The 19,966-nt window shown below is 73.6% G+C and carries 12 protein-coding genes and 4 pseudogenes; 8 read left to right on the forward strand and 8 right to left on the reverse strand.

Annotation, left to right across the window (positions count from 1 at the left end):
• The first annotated feature begins 32 nt into the window (after positions 1–32).
• From ACGRHY_RS25130 to ACGRHY_RS25140, 3 genes and pseudogenes are all read left to right on the forward strand, one after another.
• Positions 33–2,219: a hypothetical protein gene (locus tag ACGRHY_RS25130; RefSeq protein WP_394637580.1), complete on the forward strand. Its 2,187-nt coding sequence runs from the start codon at positions 33–35 to the stop codon at positions 2,217–2,219.
• 75 nt (positions 2,220–2,294) lie between these two features.
• On the forward strand, positions 2,295–3,884 hold the full coding sequence (locus ACGRHY_RS25135) for a DUF6519 domain-containing protein (RefSeq protein ID WP_394637581.1): 1,590 nt from the start codon (positions 2,295–2,297) through the stop codon (positions 3,882–3,884).
• 3 nt (positions 3,885–3,887) lie between these two features.
• Positions 3,888–4,779 (forward strand): annotated as a pseudogene (locus ACGRHY_RS25140) (peptidoglycan-binding protein).
• Between the two features lie 201 nt (positions 4,780–4,980).
• Here the strand turns inward: ACGRHY_RS25140 and ACGRHY_RS25145 are convergent.
• From ACGRHY_RS25145 to ACGRHY_RS25155, 3 genes are all read right to left on the reverse strand, one after another.
• Positions 4,981–7,206: a catalase gene (locus ACGRHY_RS25145; protein ID WP_394637582.1), complete on the reverse strand. Its 2,226-nt coding sequence runs from the start codon at positions 7,204–7,206 to the stop codon at positions 4,981–4,983.
• 222 nt (positions 7,207–7,428) lie between these two features.
• Positions 7,429–8,250, reverse strand: coding sequence for an SAM-dependent methyltransferase (locus tag ACGRHY_RS25150; RefSeq protein WP_394637583.1), 822 nt, complete (start codon positions 8,248–8,250; stop codon positions 7,429–7,431).
• Between the two features lie 140 nt (positions 8,251–8,390).
• Complete coding sequence (locus ACGRHY_RS25155) at positions 8,391–9,401, reverse strand: pyridoxal-phosphate dependent enzyme (RefSeq protein ID WP_394637584.1); 1,011 nt, start codon at positions 9,399–9,401, stop codon at positions 8,391–8,393.
• 181 nt (positions 9,402–9,582) lie between these two features.
• On the opposite strand from ACGRHY_RS25155, the pseudogene ACGRHY_RS25160 reads away from it, so the two are divergent.
• Positions 9,583–10,188, forward strand: a pseudogene (locus ACGRHY_RS25160) (hypothetical protein); the annotation flags it as partial.
• On the opposite strand, the gene ACGRHY_RS25165 reads toward ACGRHY_RS25160, so the two are convergent.
• Entirely contained in the window at positions 10,166–10,567 is a 402-nt protein-coding gene (locus ACGRHY_RS25165) for a zinc ribbon domain-containing protein (protein WP_394638195.1), read from the reverse strand. The pseudogene ACGRHY_RS25160 and the gene ACGRHY_RS25165 overlap by 23 nt on opposite strands.
• Before the next feature lie 209 nt (positions 10,568–10,776).
• A pseudogene (locus ACGRHY_RS25170) lies at positions 10,777–11,613 on the reverse strand (RNA-guided endonuclease InsQ/TnpB family protein); the annotation flags it as partial.
• Positions 11,614–11,692: 79 nt separating this feature from the next.
• On the opposite strand from ACGRHY_RS25170, the pseudogene ACGRHY_RS25175 reads away from it, so the two are divergent.
• From ACGRHY_RS25175 to ACGRHY_RS25185, 3 genes and pseudogenes are all read left to right on the forward strand, one after another.
• Positions 11,693–11,905: pseudogene (locus ACGRHY_RS25175) on the forward strand (IS200/IS605 family transposase); the annotation flags it as partial.
• 148 nt (positions 11,906–12,053) lie between these two features.
• A complete protein-coding gene (locus ACGRHY_RS25180; protein ID WP_394637585.1) occupies positions 12,054–13,058 on the forward strand; it encodes an ABC transporter ATP-binding protein in 1,005 nt (334 codons plus the stop codon).
• 12 nt (positions 13,059–13,070) lie between these two features.
• On the forward strand, positions 13,071–14,705 hold the full coding sequence (locus ACGRHY_RS25185; protein ID WP_394637586.1) for an efflux permease Rv1217c-related protein: 1,635 nt from the start codon (positions 13,071–13,073) through the stop codon (positions 14,703–14,705).
• 193 nt (positions 14,706–14,898) lie between these two features.
• Here ACGRHY_RS25185 and ACGRHY_RS25190 read toward each other — a convergent pair whose 3' ends face one another.
• Positions 14,899–15,093 (reverse strand): antitoxin, encoded by a 195-nt coding sequence (locus tag ACGRHY_RS25190; protein WP_394637587.1) that lies wholly within the window; start codon positions 15,091–15,093, stop codon positions 14,899–14,901.
• Between the two features lie 533 nt (positions 15,094–15,626).
• On the opposite strand from ACGRHY_RS25190, the gene ACGRHY_RS25195 reads away from it, so the two are divergent.
• Positions 15,627–16,364, forward strand: a complete 738-nt coding sequence (locus ACGRHY_RS25195; protein ID WP_394637588.1) for a peptidoglycan recognition protein family protein — start codon at positions 15,627–15,629, stop codon at positions 16,362–16,364.
• 809 nt (positions 16,365–17,173) lie between these two features.
• Here ACGRHY_RS25195 and ACGRHY_RS25200 read toward each other — a convergent pair.
• Positions 17,174–18,064, reverse strand: a complete 891-nt coding sequence (locus ACGRHY_RS25200; protein ID WP_394637589.1) for a slipin family protein — start codon at positions 18,062–18,064, stop codon at positions 17,174–17,176.
• Between the two features lie 183 nt (positions 18,065–18,247).
• A complete protein-coding gene (locus ACGRHY_RS25205) occupies positions 18,248–19,810 on the reverse strand; it encodes a sodium:solute symporter family protein (RefSeq protein ID WP_394637590.1) in 1,563 nt (520 codons plus the stop codon).
• Positions 19,811–19,966 lie beyond the last annotated feature (156 nt).

Raw genomic sequence — 19,966 nt, forward strand, 5'->3', positions numbered from 1 at the left:
ACGATTCCGACGAACGACGGAAGGACGCGGCCATGAGCAGGGAGCCGGACGGGCTCACGGAACTGCTGCCGCAGTGGCACAGGCTGCGGGACGGCGGACGCGGGACGCGGGGGGCGGAGGACGGGCCCCTGCGCGCCCTGCTCGCCGTGATCGCCGAACAGGCCGACCTCGTACGCACCGGGGTGGAGCAGGAATACGACGACTGGTTCGTGGAGACCGCCGCCGACTGGGTGCTGCCCTACCTCGGCGATCTGGTCGGCTACCGGCCGCTGCCCGGCTACGAGCGGGTCCTGGCCACCGGCCTGCGGGACGGCGGTCCGGACGACGTCTCGCGGCGGCGGCTGGCCCGCGCGCTCGCGCCGCGCCGGGACGTGGCGTCCACGGTCGCCAACCGGCGCCGCAAGGGCACCCCCAACCTGCTGGAGGAACTGGCGCGGTCGGCGGCGGACTGGCCCGCGCGGGTGGTGGAGTTCTCCCGGCTGACCGCCCACCACCAGCCGGTCGGGCTCCACGGCACGGGCACCGCGGCGGCCGGCCGGCGGCGGCTTGCACGCGGCCGCCTGGCCGACCTGCGCGACGGGGCGGCGCTGGACCTGGCGGGCGGCCCCTTCGCCACGACGGCGCGCTCGGCCGACGTGCGGCGCGCGGACTCACGCCGCACGCCCGGCGGGCACACCCCGGCCGGAGTCGGCCTGTACGTGTGGCGGCTCAAGCCGTACGCGGTGACGAACGCACCCGCCTACTGCGTCGACCGGGCCCGCAGCCTCTACACCTTCTCCATCCTCGGCAACGACACCCCGCTGGCGACCCGGCCCGAACCGGAGCCGTCGGCCACTCACATCGCCGCGATCGACAACGTCCCCGCGTACATCCGCCGCCGACAGCTGAGCGACAGGCTCGCGGACTACTACGGGCCGGGCAAGTCCTTCGTGATCCGGCGGGACGGGGAGCCGGTGCCGCCGTCGGACATCACCGTCGCCGACCTCACCGACTGGCGCTACCGCCCGCGCCGCGGCCAGGTCGTGGTCGACCCGGCGCTCGGCCGGATCGCCTTCGGCTCCCGCTCCGCGCCGCGCCAGGGCGTCTGGGTCGACTACCACCACGCCTTCCCCGACGACACCGGCGGCGGCGAGTACGCCCGCCCCGGCCGCACCACCCCCGACGCCGCCGCGGTCTACCGGGTCGGCCCCGGGCGCGCCCACCAGCGCATCATGGACGCCTACGCGCGGTGGCGCGGGGACCGGCGGGCCGGGCGCTGCGGCCCCGAGGGCGTCATCGAGATCACCCACAGCGGCGCCTACCAGGAGCAGCTCGACTTCGACCTCGGCCCCGGCGACCGGCTCCAGCTGCGCGCCGCCGAGGGCACCCGCCCGGTGATCCGCCTGCTGGACTGGTACAGCAACCGGCCGGACGCGCTCAACATCCGCGCGGACGAGGAGTGCGCCCCGGGCCGGGACGCGCCGCGCGTCACCCTGGACGGGCTGCTGGTCAGCGGACGCGGCCTGAACGTCACCGGACCGGTCGGCACGGTCGTCATCCGGCACTGCACCCTGGTACCGGGCTGGTCGCTGAAGCCGGAGTGCGAACCGCGGTCGCCGGACGAGCCGAGCCTGCTCCTGGAACGCACCACCGCGTGCGTGCGGATCGAGCGCAGCATCCTGGGCACCGTCCAGGTCATCGGCGACGAGGTGAGCGCCGACCCGCTGGAGATCCACATCCGCGACAGCGTCCTGGACGCCACCGGCCACGACCGCGAGGCGCTGTCCGCGCCCGACTGCCGCCACGCGCACGCCGTCCTGCACTCACACCGCACCACCGTCATCGGCGAGGTGTACACGCACGCCGTCGCCATCGGCGAGAACAGCGTGTTCACCGGACGGATGCACGTGGCCCGGCGCGGGACCGGCTGCCTGCGACACTCGTACGTGCCGCCGGGCTCGCGCACCCCGCGCCGGTACCGCTGCGTGCCCGGCCACCCGGCGGAGCGGGGGAAGGCGGAACGGGTGCGTCCGCTGTTCGCGAGCGAGCGCTACGGCACGCCCGCGTACGCGCAACTGGCCGACGACTGCCCTCCGGAGATCCTCCGGGGCGCGGAGGACGGCGCCTCCATGGGCGCCTTCCACGACCTGTACCTGCCGCAGCGCGAGGACAGCCTGCGCGCCCGGCTCGCCGAGTACACGCCCGCCGGCACCGACGCGGGGGTCCTGTTCGTGACCTGAACCACCGGCCGGCCAGGAGCCCGGATCCGCAGACCTCGCAGACGTACGGAGAACCTTTCGAGGGGGACCCCTTCCATGCACGCTGATCTCTCCCGCATCACCTTCCGGCCGGAGCGGCACTACTCGGCGGTGCTCGCCCAGCAGGGCCGCGTACAGCTCGACGCGGACGCCAACGAGCAGACGGCGATCCAGCTGCACCAGGCCCGCACCATCGCCGCCGACCTGATCGGACGGCACGGCGGGCCGGTCGGCGCCACCGGCTTCGCCATCGGGCTCGACAGCCGCGGCCACGAGCTGGACGACCTGACCATCGGGGGCGGCCGCTACTACGTCGACGGCATCCTGTGCGACGCCTCCCGTCCCGCCCCTGGCGAGGCCGTCGAGGACGACGGCGGCCCCGGCGGTGAGGACGGCGGCGGCCGGGACAGAGTGGGAGACCGGACCGGGAACCAGGCCGCAGACGCGGACGGGACACCCGCCCACTGGACCTACTGGGACCAGCCCGACGGCCACCGCGACCCCGAGCGGCCCGGCGACCGGCTGCCCACCGCCTTCCCCTATCTGGCCTACCTGAAGGTGTGGGAGCGGACGGTGACCGCGGCCGAGGACCCGGCACTGCGCGAGGTGGCGCTCGGCCCGGCGGTGGCGGACACCGCCGCCCGGGTCAAGGTGGTCTGGCAGGTGCTGGCGCTGCCCGGCTCCGAACTGGGGGTGGAGGACGGCGAGACCGACAAGGACGCTCTGCGAACCGCATTCCGCCGGTGGGCCGACGAGCGCTCCACGCCGAAGTCGCGCATGGCGGCGCGCAGCCGGCGCCCCGAGCGCGCCGACGATGACCCGTGCCTGCTGCGGCCCGACGCCCGCTACCGGGGCCCGGAGAACCAGCTCTACCGGGTGGAGGTCCACGAGGGCGGAACGGCGGACGAGGCGACCTTCAAGTGGTCCCGGGAGAACGGTTCGGTGGTCCTGCCCGTCGACGGCCTCGACGGCACCTGGGCGGAACTGGCCACGCTCGGCGAGGACGGCAGGCTCGACCTGAACACCGGTGACCGGGTGGAGTTCGCCGACACCGCCCACACCAGCCGCGGCGAGCCGCTGCCGCTGCTGCGGGTGGAGGAGGTGGACCTGCCCGGGCGGCGCGTGAGGCTGTCGGGGGAGCCCGGCGGTGGCGTGGGCCGGCGTCCCGAACTGCACCCGTACCTGCGCCGCTGGGACCACCGCGAGGCGCCGGGGCGCGGTGGACGCGGCCGGCTGAGGGGCGGTGCGGTCCGGGTCGAGGAGGGCCGCTGGCTGCCGCTGGAGGACGGCGTCGAGGTGTACTTCGAACCGGGCGGCGCCTACCGGCCCGGAGACCACTGGCTGGTCCCGGCCCGTACCGCCACCGGGGCGGTGGAGTGGCCGGTGAACGCCGCCCGCAAACCGCTGCTGCGCGCGCCGGCCGGTATCCGGGTGCACCACGCGCCGCTGGCCTGGGTGGTGGGCGAGCACGGCGTCTCCGACCTGCGGCTGTCCTTCGGCCCCCTGGCCGGGCCCGTCCCGTCGGCGACCGAGGAGGAGCTGGCGGCCGAAGCCCGGGTGGAGGCCGGGGCGCGGGCGCCGGCCGCCCAGGGGGAGCCGGGAAGCGGGACGGACACGACACCGGGCACACCCGAGAGGGGTGAGTGACGCATGGCCACACCCCTGAGCGCCTCCAAGCTGGTCAGGGCACTGCGGGACGAGGGCCCGGAGGTCCGCGAGCACCGCGGCTGGCGCACCCACAACCGCAGCCACAAAGGGCCCTGGGGCCCGGTGAACGGGGTGATGATCCACCACACCGTCACCAGGGGCACCGGCCACACCGTCGAGCTGTGCTGAGAGGGGCACTCCACGCTGCCGGGCCCGCCGTGCCACGGCGTCATCGACAAGGAGGGCATGGTGCACCTGGTCGGCAACGGCCGCGCCAACCACGCCGGGCCGGGCGACGGCGACGTGCTCAGAGCCGTCATCGCCGAGCGGGCCCTCCCCGGCGACGACGAGGCCGACACCGACGGCAACCGCCACTTCTACGGCTTCGAGTGCGTCAACCCCGGCGACGGGAAGGACCCGTGGCCCGAGGCGCAGAAACCGGCGATCGAGAAGGCCGCGGCCGCCGTCTGCCGCGCGCACGGCTGGAACGAGAAGTCCGTGATCGGCCACCGGGAGTGGCAGCCGGGCAAAGTGGACCCGCGCGGCTTCTCGATGGGCACCACGCGGGGCCGCATCGCCGGGTGCCCGGGCAGAAAGGCGGACGGCCCCGCCGAGCCGGCGCCCAGGCCGCCCGCGCGGTACGAGCCGCACCCGGGCGCGGACTTCTTCCGGGGCGGCCGCAGAAGCGCGACCGTCACCGCGATGGGCAAGCGGCTGGTGGCCGAGGGCTGCGGGCGTCACAAGGCGGGCCCCGGCCCCCTGTGGACCGAGGTGGACCGAGGTGGACCTGCAGTCCTACGCCCCCTGGCAGCGCAAGCCGGGTCTCACCGGCAAGGACGCCGACGGGATCCCCGGCCGCACCAGATGGAAGAAGCTGCGCGTCCCCGACGTGTGAGGCGCGGTACCGCACCGTACCCGTCCTCGCCGCCGGAGGTGCGCCCATGTGCCGGGCCGCTCCCGTGACCGGCCCGGCACACCGGGAAACACCCCCCGTGCGCGGCTACACCTCCAGCCGGACGATCTCCCCGATCTCCAAGCAACACACAGAGCCCCGTCGGGGCCGGCCGGAAGGCCGGCCCTGTGCGCGGGACGGTCGTCAGACAGCCGTGGGGAAGCGCTCCCAGACCCGGTGACGGGTCAGCAGCCGGACGACCTCGGGCAGGACGTCCCGGCCGTCGTCACCGCCGACCACGCCGGGCGCGTCGGAGGCGATGCCCGCCGCCTGCCAGACCCGCTCGGCGCCCGCCCAGCCGCCGAGGGCCTTGGAGTGCCGGTACGCCTCGCCGACCAGCAGAACCACCCGGGGGTCGACCGCCGAGCCGGCGTCCCCGCTCCGGTTCCCGCTGCCGGCCTTGGCGTCCCGGGCCCCGTGGGCGTCGGCGGCCGGAGCGGGCGCGCCGGCCAGGAGCAGGGCGTCGAACTCGATGGAGCGGGCGGCCGCGAAGGTGCGCTGGACGGTGACGGGGTCACCGGTGTCCGCGCCCAGCACACCGCCGGTGGGTGCGACCACCAGCGGCACCATGCCCTGGTCGAGCACCGCCTGCCGGGCCGCGCGCACGGACTCCGGATCGCCGCTGCCGTCGGTGACGATCCCCACGATCCGTCCGGTGACGGGCCACTCCCGCCCCACCTGGGAGAGCGCCGGGCTGGGCGCGACATCGGCCAGGGGCCCGGACGGCTCGGGGACCGGCAGCCCGAGTCCCTCGGCGACCTCCCGGCACAGCCGGGGGTCGATGTTGGCGAGTGTGCGCAGCACCCGCTCCTTGATCGTGTTCTCGTAGCACCGGCTCAGCTCGAAGGTGTAGGCGGAGATCACGTGCTCCTGCTCGGCCGGCGACAGGCTGAGCCAGAACTGCCGCGGCTGGCTGAAGTGGTCGGCGAAGGAGGCCGGCGCCTCACGCACCTTCCGGCCGGCCGGCACCTCGACGGGGACCTCGACGTACGCGCCAGCGTCGGCTCCCGCGGTGAACGGGCAGCCCCCGTCCAGGGAGTTGGGCCGGTAGGGAGCCGTACCCCGGTGCACGGCGGTCTGGTGCATGCCGTCCCGCAGCATGTCGTTGACCGGTGCGTGCGGGCGGTTGATCGGCAACTGGGCGAAGTTGGGGCCGCCCAGCCGGGTGATCTGGGTGTCGATGTAGGAGAACAGCCGCCCGGCCAGCAGCGGGTCGTCGGTGACGTCGATGCCCGGCACCAGATGGCCCGGATGGAAGGCGACCTGCTCGGTCTCGGCGAAGAAGTTGCCGGGGTTGCGGTCGAGCGTCAGCAGTCCGATCGGCTGAACCGGTGCCAGTTCCTCGGGGACGATCTTGGTCGGGTCCAGCAGGTCGATGCCCTCGAAGGTCTGCTCGGGTGCGTCGGGGAACGTCTGGATGCCCAGCTCCCACTGCGGGTGGGCACCCGCCTCGATCGCGTCGGCGAGGTCGCGCCGGTGGAAGTCGGGGTCGGCGCCGCCCGTGATCTGGGCCTCCTCCCACACCTGGGAGTGCACGCCGAGCCTCGGCTTCCAGTGGAACTTCGCCAGCGTCGTTCCGCCGTCGGCGTTCACCAGCCGGAAGGTGTGTACGCCGAAGCCCTCCATCATCCGGTACGAGCGGGGGATGCCCCGGTCGGACATGTTCCACAGCGTGTGGTGGGTGGCCTCGGTGTGCAGGGAGACGAAGTCCCAGAACGTGTCGTGCGCGCTCTGCGCCTGCGGGATCTCCCGGTCCGGGTGCGGCTTGCCCGCGTGGATGACGTCGGGGAACTTGATGGCGTCCTGGATGAAGAAGACCGGGATGTTGTTCCCCACCAGGTCGAAGACACCCTCGCCGGTGTAGAACTTCACGGCGAACCCCCGGGTGTCCCGGACGGTGTCCGCGGACCCCCGGGAGCCGAGCACCGTGGAGAAGCGGACGAAGACCGGGGTCTCGACGTCCTTGCCCAGGAAGGCGGCCCTGGTCACGCTCGCCGCCGTGCCGTACCCCCGGAACACGCCGTGGGCGGCGGCGCCCCGCGCGTGCACCACGCGTTCGGGGATGCGCTCGTGGTCGAAGTGGGTGATCTTCTCCCGCAGATGGTGGTCCCGCAGCAGCACCGGCCCGCGGGCGCCCACCTTCAGGGAGTGGTCGGTGTCGGGCAGCCGGTGCCCCTGCGCGGTGGTGAGGTACTCCCCGCCCTGTGCCATCACCGCCCGGTCCGCGCCGGTGGGCTGCCCTGTGGGGCTGACGGTTTCGGGGCCGCTCTGGTCGGGCTTGGGAGGCAGCGGCCCCCGGGGCTCGGTCGGCTCCTCGAGCGAGGGCGGCTCGGGACCGGGGCGGCCGGGAACGGGGTGCTGCTGTTCCATGTTCGCTCCTCCGTGGGGGGCAGACGGACAACGGCACACTCGTCACCTGCGAACCGGACATCAAAACGCGAAAAGTGAAAAGTCACCTTCCCGTCCGTCTCGTGTCCGAGATCCCCCGAGCCCTGCCCCGCACGCGGCTGTGCCTCCGCCCCCGCCGCAGTCTTCACCGGCCGCCGTCAGGCACCGCCCGACGGCGGCCGGTCCAGGCGTCCCCGGCGTCCGTCAGGGCTTGCGGGCCACGCCGCAGTAGAAGGCCACCTCGTCGGGGAGTTCACCGGACGGCGAGGGCTCCGGCCGCCACCGCGAGCACGACACCACGCCCGGCTCCAGCAGCTCCAGCCCGTCGAAGAACCGCGCGACCTCCTCGGGCGTGCGCTGGTGGAGCTTCGGCGTGCCCACGCTGTTCCAGTACTCGACCGCCGCGTCCACGTCGTCCAGCCCGGGCGCGGTGATGGTGTGCGACAGCACCAGGTAACTGCCGGAGGGGACCGCGTCCACGAGCCGCTTCACGATCGCGCGGGCCCGGTCGGTCTCCTCGACGAACATCACGATGCCCAGCAGCATGACCGCGACCGGCTCGGTGAAGTCCAGAGTCCTGGCCGCCTCCCGCAGGATGGCGTCGGGGTCGTTCAGATCGGCGTCGAGGTAGTCGGTGACGCCCCCGGGAGTGGAGGTCAGCAGGGCCCTGGCGTGCGCCAGCACGATGGGGTCGTTGTCGGTGTAGACGATCCGGGCGTCCGGCGCGATGCGCTGGGCGACCTCGTGGGTGTTCTCGCTGGTCGGCAGACCGGTGCCGATGTCCAGGAACTGCCGGACGCCCGCCTCGCCGGCCAGATGGGTCACCGCGCGGCCCAGGAACGCCCGGTCGGCCCGGGCGTAGTCCAGGATGCCCGGGTGGATGGTGCGGACCTGGTCGCCGGCGGCCTTGTCCACCTCGTAGTAGTTCTTGCCGCCCAGCCAGTAGTCCCACATCCGGGCCGAGTGCGGGACGGTGGTGTCGATCCGGGCCGACACCTGCTCGGACGTGGTCGTTCCATCTGTCATGAGAGCCCTCTCCTGAGGTCCTGCGCGATTGCTCCCGTCAAACTACGCGCTCGAACTCGCCGTGGCAGCAGGTCTGTTGATCAAATTCGGCAGTCGGCCGGGCCGGGCGGACGCCGCTCCGGGGAGGCAGGGGAGGCGGCTCAGAGCTCGGCGCCGTCCTCGTCCGTGTCCTCGGTGGTCAGCCCGGACTCGGCCGCGGCCAGCGCCGGTGCGTGGCCGAAGAGACCGGGCAGGCCGCCGGAGTGCAGCAGGACCGTGCGCTGCCCGGGGCGGACCGTGCCGTCCGCGACGGCCGCCGCCAGACCGGCCAGGGCCCGGCCGGTGTAGACGGGGTCGAGCACGAGCCCCTCTGTGCGCGCGGCGAGGAGAAGCGCGGACCGGGCCGGTTCCGTCAGCGTGCCGTAACCGGCCTCCACCTGGTCCGTGCGCAGCCGCAGCGACTCCGGCGGGCAGTACGTGCCGGTCAGGCCGGACGCCAGGCGGGAGACGGTGACGGCGGGGGCGGACACGGCGCCGACATGGACGCCCAGGACCCGGTGCGCGCCCAGCTCGCCGACGAGCCCCGCCATGGTTCCCCCGGAGCCGACGGCGGCGACCACCGTGTCCAGGCCGGGAGCCTGGGCGAGGAGTTCGCGCCCGCACTCGGCGTAGCCCCGGGCGCCGAGCACACTGGAGCCCCCGAAGGGGACGAGCGCCGGAACGGCGCCCTGCCGGCTCAGCCTCTCGGCGATCTCGTGTGCGACGGAGTCGAGCGCGGCCGCGTCGGTGTCACCGGCCCACACCACCCGGGCGCCGAGGAGCCCGTCGAGCGCGAGGTTTCCGGAGGAGGACGTCCCCGGACGGCCGGCGAGCACCAGCACGGCCCCCAGGCCCAGCCGGGCGGCGGCCGCCGCCGTCAGCCGCGCGTGGTTGCTCTGCGGCGCGCCGGTGGTGACCAGGACGGTGGCGCCGTCGTCCAGGGCCGCCCCGCACAGCCACTCCAGCTTGCGCACCTTGTTGCCGCCGCCGCCGAGGCCGGTGAGGTCGTCCCGCTTGATCCACAGGTCCTCCGCCTCCAGCCCGAGGGCGAGGGCCAGGCGCGGCGCGGGTTCGAGCGGCGTCGGCCAGGTGCCGAGGACCGCCCGACGCGGTGAGCCGTCCGGTGTCGTCATCTGCGTGGTCACCTCGGTGTGCCGTCCGTGAGCGGATCTTCGGTGGGGTAGATGGTGGCACACGGCGGCGGCGCGCCGGGGAGTCCAGGCCGGAACGCGGCGGCCCGGGCGCCCGGCCGGGCATCCTGGACCTCACGGGGTGGTCCGCCGGGAACACCCCCTCTCGCCGGAAAGGGTGCTCATGGTGAGGAACGCCCAGCGGTTCCACGGGTGGATCGCCGGTGTGGGGACGTCCTCCGGGACGCGGATCGTCCTGGGGCACTGGCCCCGGTCGCCGTTCGGCCCGTTCAGCGACGTGATGCTGGAGCGGGCCGACGGGCAGCGGCTGCTGCTGGCCCCGTCCCGGCGGATCGCGGACTTCGTCGCCGCGGTCTACCGCTTCGACCGGGTGCTGGTCGTCCCGGTGGCGGTGGAGGCGGCCGGACGGCACTGGCACGTTGCGGCCGGACCGCTGCGGATGCGCTTCACCACCGGCCGCCGGGGCGGGCTCGGACTGCTGCTGCGCTGCGTGCCCGCCACGCTCGCCGCCCGGCCCGCCTGGGTCGCGCTCACCGACCTCCCCGCCCGGCTGATGCCCGGAGTGCGCACCAGGGGCAGCGCGGGCGGCGGATACCGGGAGTGGTACGGCGTACGGGACCTGCGCGGGATCACCGCGGTCGGGGCCTTCTGGGAGGGCCGGGACCTGGGTCCGCTCGCGCCGGTCGACCCACCGGTGCGGTTCGGGTTCGGCTCCGCGCCCCGCACACCCGCCCTGGTGCGGGTGGTCACCACCGTCGCGGGGCCGCGGGGGTCCTCCGCCCCGCCGTCGGCCGGGGAGATCTTTGACATCCTCGCCGCCCTGAGGGACGGCGATTCCCGTCGACCGCGTCGCCTGTGGCCGCGGTGTCGGGTGGGTTCCCGCCTCTCCGCGCTGCGCCGGGACGAAACGCCCGTCCTGCCTGCGCTCCACGGGCCGGCACGGCCGGTCCGGCCGCCCTGGCGACGTCGACCGCCGCGTTGACCTCCCGGTCCAGGACGGCTCCGCACGCCCTGCACGTCCACACCCGGACGTGCAGGGGCCCGGGGCCGTCCTGGGCGCCGCAGGCCGAGCACACCCGGCCGGTCGGCCCGCAGCGGCCGGCCTTGAGGAAGGTGCGCCCGGAGCGGGCGGCCCTGTACTCCAGCATGTTCCACGGACGCCGACCATCCGGCGTCGTGCACGGACCTGGCCAGGCGGGTGCGGGCGAGTCCCTGCACGCACAGGTCCTGCACCGCGACTGCCTGGTTCTCGTGGACGATCCCGGTGGAGAGGCGGACGGGGCACTCCCGTGCCGAAGGCCATGGGGGTGAGGAACTCGCGGCGCGCGTCGGCGACCTTCGCGTGTGCCCGTGCGACGCGGCCCCGGGCCTCGTCCCGGTTCCTGCTGTCCTGCTGTTCGCGGGACAGGGCCCGCCGTGCCTTCCTCGGGCGTTTCTCGGCCCGGCGCAGAAACCGCGGGGAGTCGATCTTCGTGTCGTCGGAGAGGACGGCGAAGTGGGTCGGCCCGAGACCGAATCCCAGCTCGGGCGCGACCCCGGGCGTCGTCTCCGGCAACAGTTCCCCGGGTCCGGTCTCCACCACGAGGGCCGCGGAGTACCGGCCCGCGCTGTCCCGGACCACCGTGACCGCGGACGGGGCGGACGGCAGGGAGCGGGACCAGCGCACCGGAATGTCGCCGATCTTCGGCAGGCGCAGTTTGCGCCCCGGGGTGATCGGCCAGTGGGCGTTGGCGGTGAAGCGGACGGCCTGCCGGGCGTCCTTGCGGGGCTTGTACCGGGGCGCGCCCGCGCGGGGGCGCCTGCCCGCCGGCCCGTCGAAGAAGTTCCGGTACGCGGTGTCCGGGTCGCGCAGTGACTGCTGCAGTACGAGGGCGGAGCCCCCGGACAGCCAGGCCCGTCCCGGGGTGCGCCTGGCCTCGGTGACCGGTGCCCTGGACAGCTCCCCGGTCTTCGGGAACGGCATGCCTGCGCCGCGGGCGGTCTCCCGAGCGCGGAGCGCGTCGTTGTGGACCACCCGCGCGCACCCGAACGCCCGCACCAACGCCGTGCGCTGACCGGCGCTCGGATACAGACGGAAGCTGCACGCCGCCCACGCTATCCAGCACCCCCGCCCACCTCGACCAGAACATGCGGAAGAGTCGTCACCGTGTCGTCCGCCTGCGCGTTCCCCGGCCCCGGCACGGAGGACCGGCACCCCGTCCTCGCCGGGCCGGCCGGCGGTGCGAGGAGATCACACGGGCCGTGTGCGGGGAAACTCCGAGGCCGAGCCGGTGGAGTTCAACGGCGAGGCCAACCCCGCCCACCTGCTGGTGAACTCCCTCAAAGGGCGTGTCCTCGCGCAGGCTCCGCCAGGAGTTCCCGACCTCGTCCGCCACTACTGGCGGGCACGGCGCCCGTGGTCCGGCCCGTACTTCGCCGGGCCGGCCGGCGGTGCACCGCTCAGCATCGTGAAGCAGTACATCGAGCGGCAGAACCGGGCGCTGTGACCTGGGCTGAGGTGAACAGTGCCGATCCGTGCACACAGCCGAGGCCAGAGCAGTTCCCAGCCTCGCTTCACCACCGGGCTGAAGCCCGGCCCACTGCGAACAGACCCGGTAGCGTGGGAGGTGTCCTTTCGGACCTCGGAGGTGCGGCATGCGCGTTCCGGCCATACACACCGAGGGGCTGACGAAGCACTTCGGCACGGTGACCGCCCTGGAGGATCTGGACCTCCGGGTTGAGCAGGGCGAGATCTTCGGTTTCCTGGGCCCCAACGGGGCGGGCAAGTCCACCACGATCCGCCTGCTGCTCCACCTCGTCCGCCCGACCGCCGGGACGGCGCAGATCATGGGAGTGCCGGTCGAGGACGTCGAGCGCGCCCACCGGCACGTCTCCTACGTCTCGGGGGACGTCTCCCTGTGGCCGCAGTTGACCGGCATGGAGATCCTCACCCATCTGGCCAACCTGTCCGGCGGCGCAGACGACGCCTTCCGGGACGAGCTCATCGAACGGCTGAGGGTCGACCCGGGCGTGCGGGCCCGCTCGTACTCCAAGGGCAACCGGCAGAAGATCGCGCTGACCGCCGCGTTCATGACCCGGCCCGACGTGCTGCTGCTGGACGAACCGACCAGCGGTCTCGACCCCCTGATGGAGGCGGAGTTCCAGGCGCTGGCCCGGGAGGCCGCCGACCGCGGCCAGATGGTCTTCCTCTCCTCGCATCTGCTGGACCAGGTGGAGGACATCTGCCACCGCGTGGCGATCCTGCGGGCGGGGCGGCTGGTGGAGGTCGCGGCGCTGGAGGATCTGCGCAAGCTGAACACCACGGTGTTCGAGGCGGTTCTGGACGGCCCCGCGCCCCGGCTCGACGGAGTGCCGGGCGTGGTCGCCGTGGAGCGGATCGACCGGGGTTTGCGGGTGTCCGTCACCGGGCCGCCGTCGGCCGCGCTCTCCCGGCTCGCCTCGGCCGGACTGGTCCGGCTCCGCAGCCGGGAACCGAGCCTGGAGGAGATCTTCCTGACCTACTACGAGGCCACCTCCGGACAGCGCGAGGCCGTCTCCGCCGCGCACGGCGCCCCGCCGGACGGCGCCGGCCCCGGCGTCCGGGAGGGACGAGACGCGCCGGATCCGCAGGACGCACCGAGTCCGCGGGACCCGCGGTAGGAGGCGGTACCGATGGCCACAGCGCCCGCACCCCCGGCCGCCCGACCGGCGCGGCGGCACCACGCGGAGGCGGCGATCGCCCGGCTGGCGGCCCGGCTGATCCGCCGCGGCACCCTCGTGCTGGCCCTGTCGACCGCCGTCTACGCGGTGGTCGAGGTCCTCACCTACCTCGCCGCCTACCCCGACGCCGCGTCGCGCCGCACCATCTCCACCTTCCAGGACAACCCGGCCGTGCGGATGCTCCAGGGCATCCCCCACGCCGTCGACACCCCCGGCGGCTTCGCCGCCTGGGACGCCGGCTGGATCCTGGCCGCGATCGCCGGGATCTGGGCGGTGCTGACCACCGGACGGCTGCTGCGCGGAGAGGAGGAGACGGGCCGGGCCGAGTCCGTTCTGGCGGCGCCGGTGCGGGCGGGCCGCGCCCTGCTGACGCACCTGCTGGTCCTCGCCGCCGCGATCGCCGCGGTCGGCGCCGCGATCGCGGTCGCGCTGACGCTGTCGGGTGCCGCCGCGGCGGGCTCGGCGCTGTTCGGGCTGGGCATCGCGGGTTTCGCGGCCACGTTCGCCGGGGTCTGCGCCGTCACCGCGCAGGTCTTCGAGGTGCGCCGCCGCGCCACCGGCACCGCCACCGCGGTGCTCGGCGCGTCCTTCCTGCTCAGGATGGCCGCCAACAGCAGCGACTCCCGCGGGTGGCTGCGCTGGCTGACCCCGTTCGGCTGGATGGACGAACTCCACGCCTACCGCGACCCCCGGTGGGCGGCCCTGCTCCTGCTGCTGGCCGCGCCGGTGCTCCTGGGCGCCGTCGCCGTACGGCTGCGCGGAATGCGCGACACCGGCGGCGCCCTGATCGCCGGCTCCGACAGCCGCCGCGCCCGGCTCGGGCTGCTGGGCGGTCCGACGGCGTTCGCCTGGCGCGGGACACAGGGCATGCTGACCGGCTGGCTGACGGGCATAACCCTCTATGCCCTGGTGACCGGATCGGTGGCCAAGGCGGTCACCGACTTCGTGGCCGAGCAGGCGTCCTACCGGGAGATGCTCCAGCGGCTCGGGTGGGACCTGCAGCGGGTCACCGAGGGGTATCTGGGCACCATGGGCCTGCTGTTCGGTCTGCTGCTCTCCCTCCACGCCTGCTGGCGGATCGGCGCGGCGCGCGCCGAGGAGGCCGCCGGGCGGCTGGAGTCGACCCTCACCAGGCCGGTTTCCCGGCGCCGCTGGCTCGGCGGCCACGTCCTGCTCGCCCTGGCCGCCTCCCTGCTCCTCGCGGCCGCCGCGGCACTGACCGTGTGGGCCGGCTCGGTGGCCGGCGGGGCCGACGTGGAGGCGGCCGGCGCGTTCGGGTCGGTGCTGAACACCCTGCCCGTGGTGGTGCTTCTGACCGGCCTGGCCGTGCTGGTCTACGGCACCGCGCCCCGGCTCACCGTCGCCCTGCCGGTGGCCGTCGCGGTCGCCGCCTATCTGGTGGAGACGATCGGGACGGCGCTGGACTGGCCGGGGGAGGTGCTGGACCTGTCGCCGTTCCACCACCTGGCCACCGTTCCCGTCGAGCCGTTCGAGCCGCTGCCCGCGGCGGTCATGACCTCTCTCGGGCTGCTGGCCGTACTGGCGGGCGTCGCGGCCTTCGAACGCCGGGACATCACCGGGGACTGAGGCGGTGGCGTGAGCGGCGGCGGACGGCCGCCCCGAGGCGGCCGGTGTTCGACGGTGTCGTGTTCGCTCGCGCACGCTTCCGGTACCCGTCGCAGGTAGCCGTCACCCGCGGACCGGGCAGGAAGCGGGGCCGCCGGCGCTCCGGGCGCCGGCGGCCCCCGCCGCCCGTACGGAAGCCTCGCTCCCGCTCGCCCTAGCGCTGCTGGTCCTCGTCGTTGCCGTAGGCGCGGCGCACGGACTCGGCGCTCTTGTCCGTCTGGGCGTCGTACTTGCCGCCGGTGCGCTCGTCGGTGGTCTGATCGGCGCGGTCGACGCCCTTGTCCGCCTGGTCGGGGTGGCGCTTGGCCATCTTCTTGGCCTTGTTCGCCATGTCGCCCAGCTTGCCCATAACGGCCTCCTCGCGGTGGTGTCGTACCGTCTTGTCCTGTATCGCCTAACCGCTGGCAAATGGCGGAAACATGTCGTTCTCCGGCAGGCGGCCGTACGGGCCGGTGCCCCCAGCGCGCGGCCGGCCTTCCTCACCGGCGTCCAGGTGCTGCTCGGCCGCCTCGTGGCGCAGGGGTACGCCGGCACACCCGTCGCCGGGCCGCCCGGGCGGCAGTGAACGGCACGGACGCTGAACGAGGAGATCGGAGCCGAGGCGGACGAGCTGACCGCCGCGTTCGACCGGCGCAACGGCACGGCGGCGGTCGGCGAGCGCCGCCGTGCGCGACTGGAGCGGCGCCCTCTGCTGGACGAGCCGCTCGCGCTGGGACTGCGCGTCACCCCGCTGACCGGCCCGAAGGACGGCGGGGCCGCCCTCGGATATTCCCCTCCCCCGCCCCGTGAGCTGCGTAAACACCTTTCCGGGCGGTCGTGCGCCGTCACCCGACCGGCCCTGCCGGCCGCGAGATCTGCGGCGAGCGGGGGCAGGGTGGGGGCATGTGGTACCCACGACTCGTGCTGGGCGCCGCCCTTCTGCCGCTGGCACTGCTGGCGGCGCGGGACGTTCCCGCCCATCTCCTCGACCCCCCGGTGCCGGAGACCGCCGGCCCCGCCACCGCCTACACCGCGCCACGGCCCGCGGTCGTCAGCCGGAAGGCCTGGCGAGCCGACGAGAGCCTGGTCAGGGAGGAGGCCAGCTACACGGGCCCGGTGAGCGCCGTCTTCGTCCACCACACCGGCCACCCCAACGGATACGACTGCTCGGACGTCCCGCAGATGCTGCGGGCGCTGGAGATGGACCACATCGAGGGCCAGGGGTGGGACGACATCGGCTACAACTTCGTCGTGGACAGGTGCGGGACCATCTACGAGGGACGGGGCGGCGGCATCGGACGCCCGGTGTACGGCGCGCACACCAAGGGGTTCAACCGCAACAGCGTCGGTGTGGCGGCGCTGGGCACCTTCGGTGCGGGGGAGGCGGTGCCGCGTGCGGTGATCGACGCGGTCGCCGAGGTCGCGGCGTGGAAGCTGCGGCCCGGCGCGAACCCGCGGGGCAGGGTGCGGCTGGTCTCGACGAACGACGAGAGCCGCTACGACGAGGGTGAGGCGGCGACGTTCGACGTCATCGCGGGCCACCGTGACAGCCACCAGACCGACTGCCCCGGTCAGGCGTTGTACGACCGGCTGCCGGAGATCCGCGCGGAGGCCACCCGCCTGCGCGACCTCGGCCCCTGACGGCCCCGGCGCCACCGGTCCCGTGCGCCACCCGGTCCGTCCACCGGGCCCGTCCACCGATATGAGGCCGCCGCCGTCCCCACGGCGGCGGCCTCCGGTGCCGCCCGGCACGCGCCAGGGCCCGGGCCGGTGATCCAGGCCGGGGCTTCGGGGCACACCCGGTCGCCGGGCTCCATCAGTGGGGCGAACTCGCCGTCCGCGGAACGCAGCCCGCCGCACGCCACACGGTGGCCGTCGCCGGGTCCTCCCCCTGCCGACGCTGAGCACCGGGGCCGAGGGCGCGTACAGCCCTTCGGGCTGCGCGGGTGAAGCGGCCGCCGTGACCGCAGAGCCCGCCGGGCAGGTGGCGGCCAGAGCGGTGCTCACTCCCAGGCCCCTGATGGCGTACCGCATTTCGAACACTTCTTGGTTCGGCTCGGCGGATTCCGAACAGGGGTCTTGCCGGGGCGAACGGCGAGCGTACATCGGATGGACCACTTCCGGTCACCTTCGGCGACGGACCGGTTGCCCGAAGTGGCATCGGGGCGGACCCGGGCCCTCCGATCCCCTGCGGGAACGTGTCCGGCGCGCGAACAGAGGAAGGGGCGGCTCCCGGTGGGAAGACCGTCACTTGCGGATCGGTGAACGGGGCCGCCCCGTCCGGACGTCTCACCGGGACCGGAAAGCGATGTGGTCCTCTTCGGCCGACAGTGTCGGGTGTGCCATCGGCGGGCCCGTCCGAGGGGGCGAGGTGTCCCGTGGCGATTGCGGCCGTGTACGTCCGCGGCGCCCGGCGGCCCGGGTGCGGACCGGGCCGCCGGGGCCGTGCCTCAGCTTCCCCCGGCCCTCTGTCCGTCGCTCCCGGAGTCTGCCGGGGCCCGCGCGGAGGAGGCGGCCGCGTACGGGGCCTGCGCGGGCGGGACCGCGGCCTGTGCGGAGGGCGCCTCGCCCGGCTGGGGGCCCTGCTGCGCCCTCTCCAGGAACCGCAGCAGTTCCACTGGGAAGGGCAGGACCAGGGTGGAGTTCTTCTCGGCGGCGACCGCCACCACCGTCTGCAGAAGCCGCAACTGCAGCGCGGACGGCGTGTCGGCCATCTGCTGCGCGGCCTCCGCCAGCTTCTTCGACGCCTGGAACTCCGCGTCGGCGTTGATGACGCGGGCCCGCCGGTCGCGGGCGGCCTCCGCCTGGCGGGCCATCGACCGCTTCATCGTCTCCGGCAGGGAGACGTCCTTGATCTCGACCCGGTCGACGTGGACGCCCCAGCCCACGGCAGGGCTGTCGATCATCAGCTCCAGGCCCTGGTTCAGCTTCTCCCGGTTGGACAGCAGATCGTCCAGATCGCTCTTGCCGATGATGGAGCGCAGCGAGGTCTGCGCCATCTGGGAGACCGCGAAGCGGTAGTCCTCCACCCGGACGATCGCGTCGACGGGGTCGACGACCTTGAAGTACACGACGGCGTCGACCCGGACGGTCACGTTGTCCCTGCTGATGCCCTCCTGTGCGGGCACCGGCAGGGTCACTATCTGCAGGTTGACCTTGCGCATCCGGTCGACGAACGGAACGATCATGGTGAAGCCCGGTGGGCGTACGTCCTTCATGACCCGCCCGAGCCGGAAGACCACTCCGCGCTCGTACTGTTTGACCACCCGGGCCGCCAGTGCGACGTAGACGGCGCAGGCGCAGAGCAGCACGATCCCCGCCGCCGCGAGTCCCTGGAACATCGCAGACACCTACTGTCCATGGGTTGGGCTGTTTCTTCTGTCTGGTTTGCCTGGTATTTACGATAGCTCCGTATGGGGGTCGGTGGGAGCCCCGTCTCCGGGATGCCGGGGACCGAGTGACGGAGATGGCCGCTCCCGGGTGCGACGGCGCCCCGGGCGCGGCGCTCCCGGGGCGGCTCCCGTTCAGCGGGTGGTGACCGTGCCCGACACGGTGTCGCCGTCGGAGGAGGGCGGATGGTCGACGAGCCTGCGCTCCACCTCGGCCCGTTCGGCCTCCGAGGGGTCGCTGCCGAGGGAGTCGAGCAGCGCGTCGCGCGCCGTGCTGCCCTCGGGCCGCACCAGCCCGACGACGATGTACAGCGTCAGCGAGGTGAGGACCGGCAGGCCGACGCTCGCGGTCTGGCCGGCGTCCTCCACTCCCCGGTAGAGGTAGGCCCAGACCGCCAGTCCACCCGCCCAGGAGGTGAGCGCCGCGCGCGGTCCGTGGCGCCGGAACCAGGGCAGCAGGCCCAGCATCAGCGGAATGGAGATCGGTCCCATGGTGGCGGCGACGATGCTCACCACGACCGTCATGATGAAGCCGTCCGGGTCGGCGAGGAGGGCGAGGGCCATGCTGAAGGTGACGAAGGCGACCGTGGTGACCCGCGCGAACATCAGTTGGCCGGCCTCCGTCAGGCGCCGTACGCGGGGGACGATCACCGGGACGAGGTCGCGGGTGATGACGGCGGTGATGACGTTGGAGTCGGAGGCCACCATGGCCATGGTGTGGGAGAAGAAACCGGCCAGGAGCAGTCCGATGAGGCCGGCGGGCAGCAGCTCCTGGGCGAGCATGATGTACGACCTCTCGCCGTCGTCCAGACCGGGGACGACGAGAGGGGCGGCGATCATCGGGACGAAGAGGATGAACGGCCACACGATCCACAGGAAGCTGGAGAGCAGCGCCGACCTCCTGGCCCGGGAGCCGGAGGGCGCGGCCATGTAGCGCTGCGCCAGGTTCCACATGCCGCCGTTGTACTCGAAGGTCTTCACCAGCAGGAACGCCATGATCAGCCCGGTGGTGACAGGGCCGCTGACCGGGTCGCCGCGGTCGGCCGGGAGGTCGTCCCACATCGTCCAGAGCGTGGCCACCCCGTCGAGGTGGGCGAAGAGGGCGAAGAGCATCGCGAACCCGGCGACGGCCTGGATGACGAACTGGCCGAAGTCGGTGAGGACGTCGGCCCACAGGCCGCCGAAGGCCATGTAGAGCATGGTGCAGGCGCCGGTCAGGGCGATGCCCCACACCAGCGGGATGTCCGTGAACCCCTGGAGCAGCAGGGCGATGGCCACCCACTTCGCGGCGATGTCCACCACCTTGAGTGCGGTGCCGCTGTAGGCGAGGACCTGCTGGGTGGGCAGGTCGTAGCGGACGGAGAGGTAGGCGAGCGGCGAGTTGACGCCGTGTCTGGCGCGCAGCCGGTTCCAGCGCGCGGCGAAGAGGAAGGCGCCGATGCCTATGCCGAGGCCGATGGTGAGGGGCCACCAGAAGTAGACGGTGACGCCGTGGTCGTACGCGACCGCGGCGAAGGTCACGAACATGATCGCGCTGTAGCCGGACATGTGGTGCGATATCCCGGAGAGCCACCACGGGATACGGCCGCGGGCCGTGAAGAAGTCGGCGATGGTGTGGATGCGTTTCCTCGACCAGAGGCCGATGCCCACCATCACGAGGAAGTACGCGCCCAGCACGGTCCAGTCCAGTGCGGCCATGACGGCTCCTTTTGTTCATAGATATGAACTTCTGTCAACTCTATGAATATGTGCCGTCACAGTAGAAGCGCCCTCACGGGGCGTCAATACGCACGAAAGGATGGATCGACGAGAAGGCTGAGGGGGGTCGAGCGCCCGGGGCGAAGTTCATGGACA

This window comes from Streptomyces shinuiensis, assembly GCF_043660855.1.
Taxonomy (GTDB): domain Bacteria; phylum Actinomycetota; class Actinomycetes; order Streptomycetales; family Streptomycetaceae; genus Streptomyces.

What these genes read in the sequence shown, in the direction of transcription:
- ACGRHY_RS25130 (WP_394637580.1), top strand. Translation starts at nt 33, where the DNA reads ATGAGCAGGGAGCCGGACGGGCTCACGGAACTGCTGCCGCAGTGGCAC.
- ACGRHY_RS25135 (WP_394637581.1), top strand. Translation starts at nt 2,295, where the DNA reads ATGCACGCTGATCTCTCCCGCATCACCTTCCGGCCGGAGCGGCACTAC.
- ACGRHY_RS25145 (WP_394637582.1), bottom strand. Translation starts at nt 7,206, where the DNA reads ATGGAACAGCAGCACCCCGTTCCCGGCCGCCCCGGTCCCGAGCCGCCC.
- ACGRHY_RS25150 (WP_394637583.1), bottom strand. Translation starts at nt 8,250, where the DNA reads ATGACAGATGGAACGACCACGTCCGAGCAGGTGTCGGCCCGGATCGAC.
- ACGRHY_RS25155 (WP_394637584.1), bottom strand. Translation starts at nt 9,401, where the DNA reads ATGACGACACCGGACGGCTCACCGCGTCGGGCGGTCCTCGGCACCTGG.
- ACGRHY_RS25165 (WP_394638195.1), bottom strand. Translation starts at nt 10,567, where the DNA reads ATGCTGGAGTACAGGGCCGCCCGCTCCGGGCGCACCTTCCTCAAGGCC.
- ACGRHY_RS25180 (WP_394637585.1), top strand. Translation starts at nt 12,054, where the DNA reads ATGCGCGTTCCGGCCATACACACCGAGGGGCTGACGAAGCACTTCGGC.
- ACGRHY_RS25185 (WP_394637586.1), top strand. Translation starts at nt 13,071, where the DNA reads ATGGCCACAGCGCCCGCACCCCCGGCCGCCCGACCGGCGCGGCGGCAC.
- ACGRHY_RS25190 (WP_394637587.1), bottom strand. Translation starts at nt 15,093, where the DNA reads ATGGGCAAGCTGGGCGACATGGCGAACAAGGCCAAGAAGATGGCCAAG.
- ACGRHY_RS25195 (WP_394637588.1), top strand. Translation starts at nt 15,627, where the DNA reads ATGTGGTACCCACGACTCGTGCTGGGCGCCGCCCTTCTGCCGCTGGCA.
- ACGRHY_RS25200 (WP_394637589.1), bottom strand. Translation starts at nt 18,064, where the DNA reads ATGTTCCAGGGACTCGCGGCGGCGGGGATCGTGCTGCTCTGCGCCTGC.
- ACGRHY_RS25205 (WP_394637590.1), bottom strand. Translation starts at nt 19,810, where the DNA reads ATGGCCGCACTGGACTGGACCGTGCTGGGCGCGTACTTCCTCGTGATG.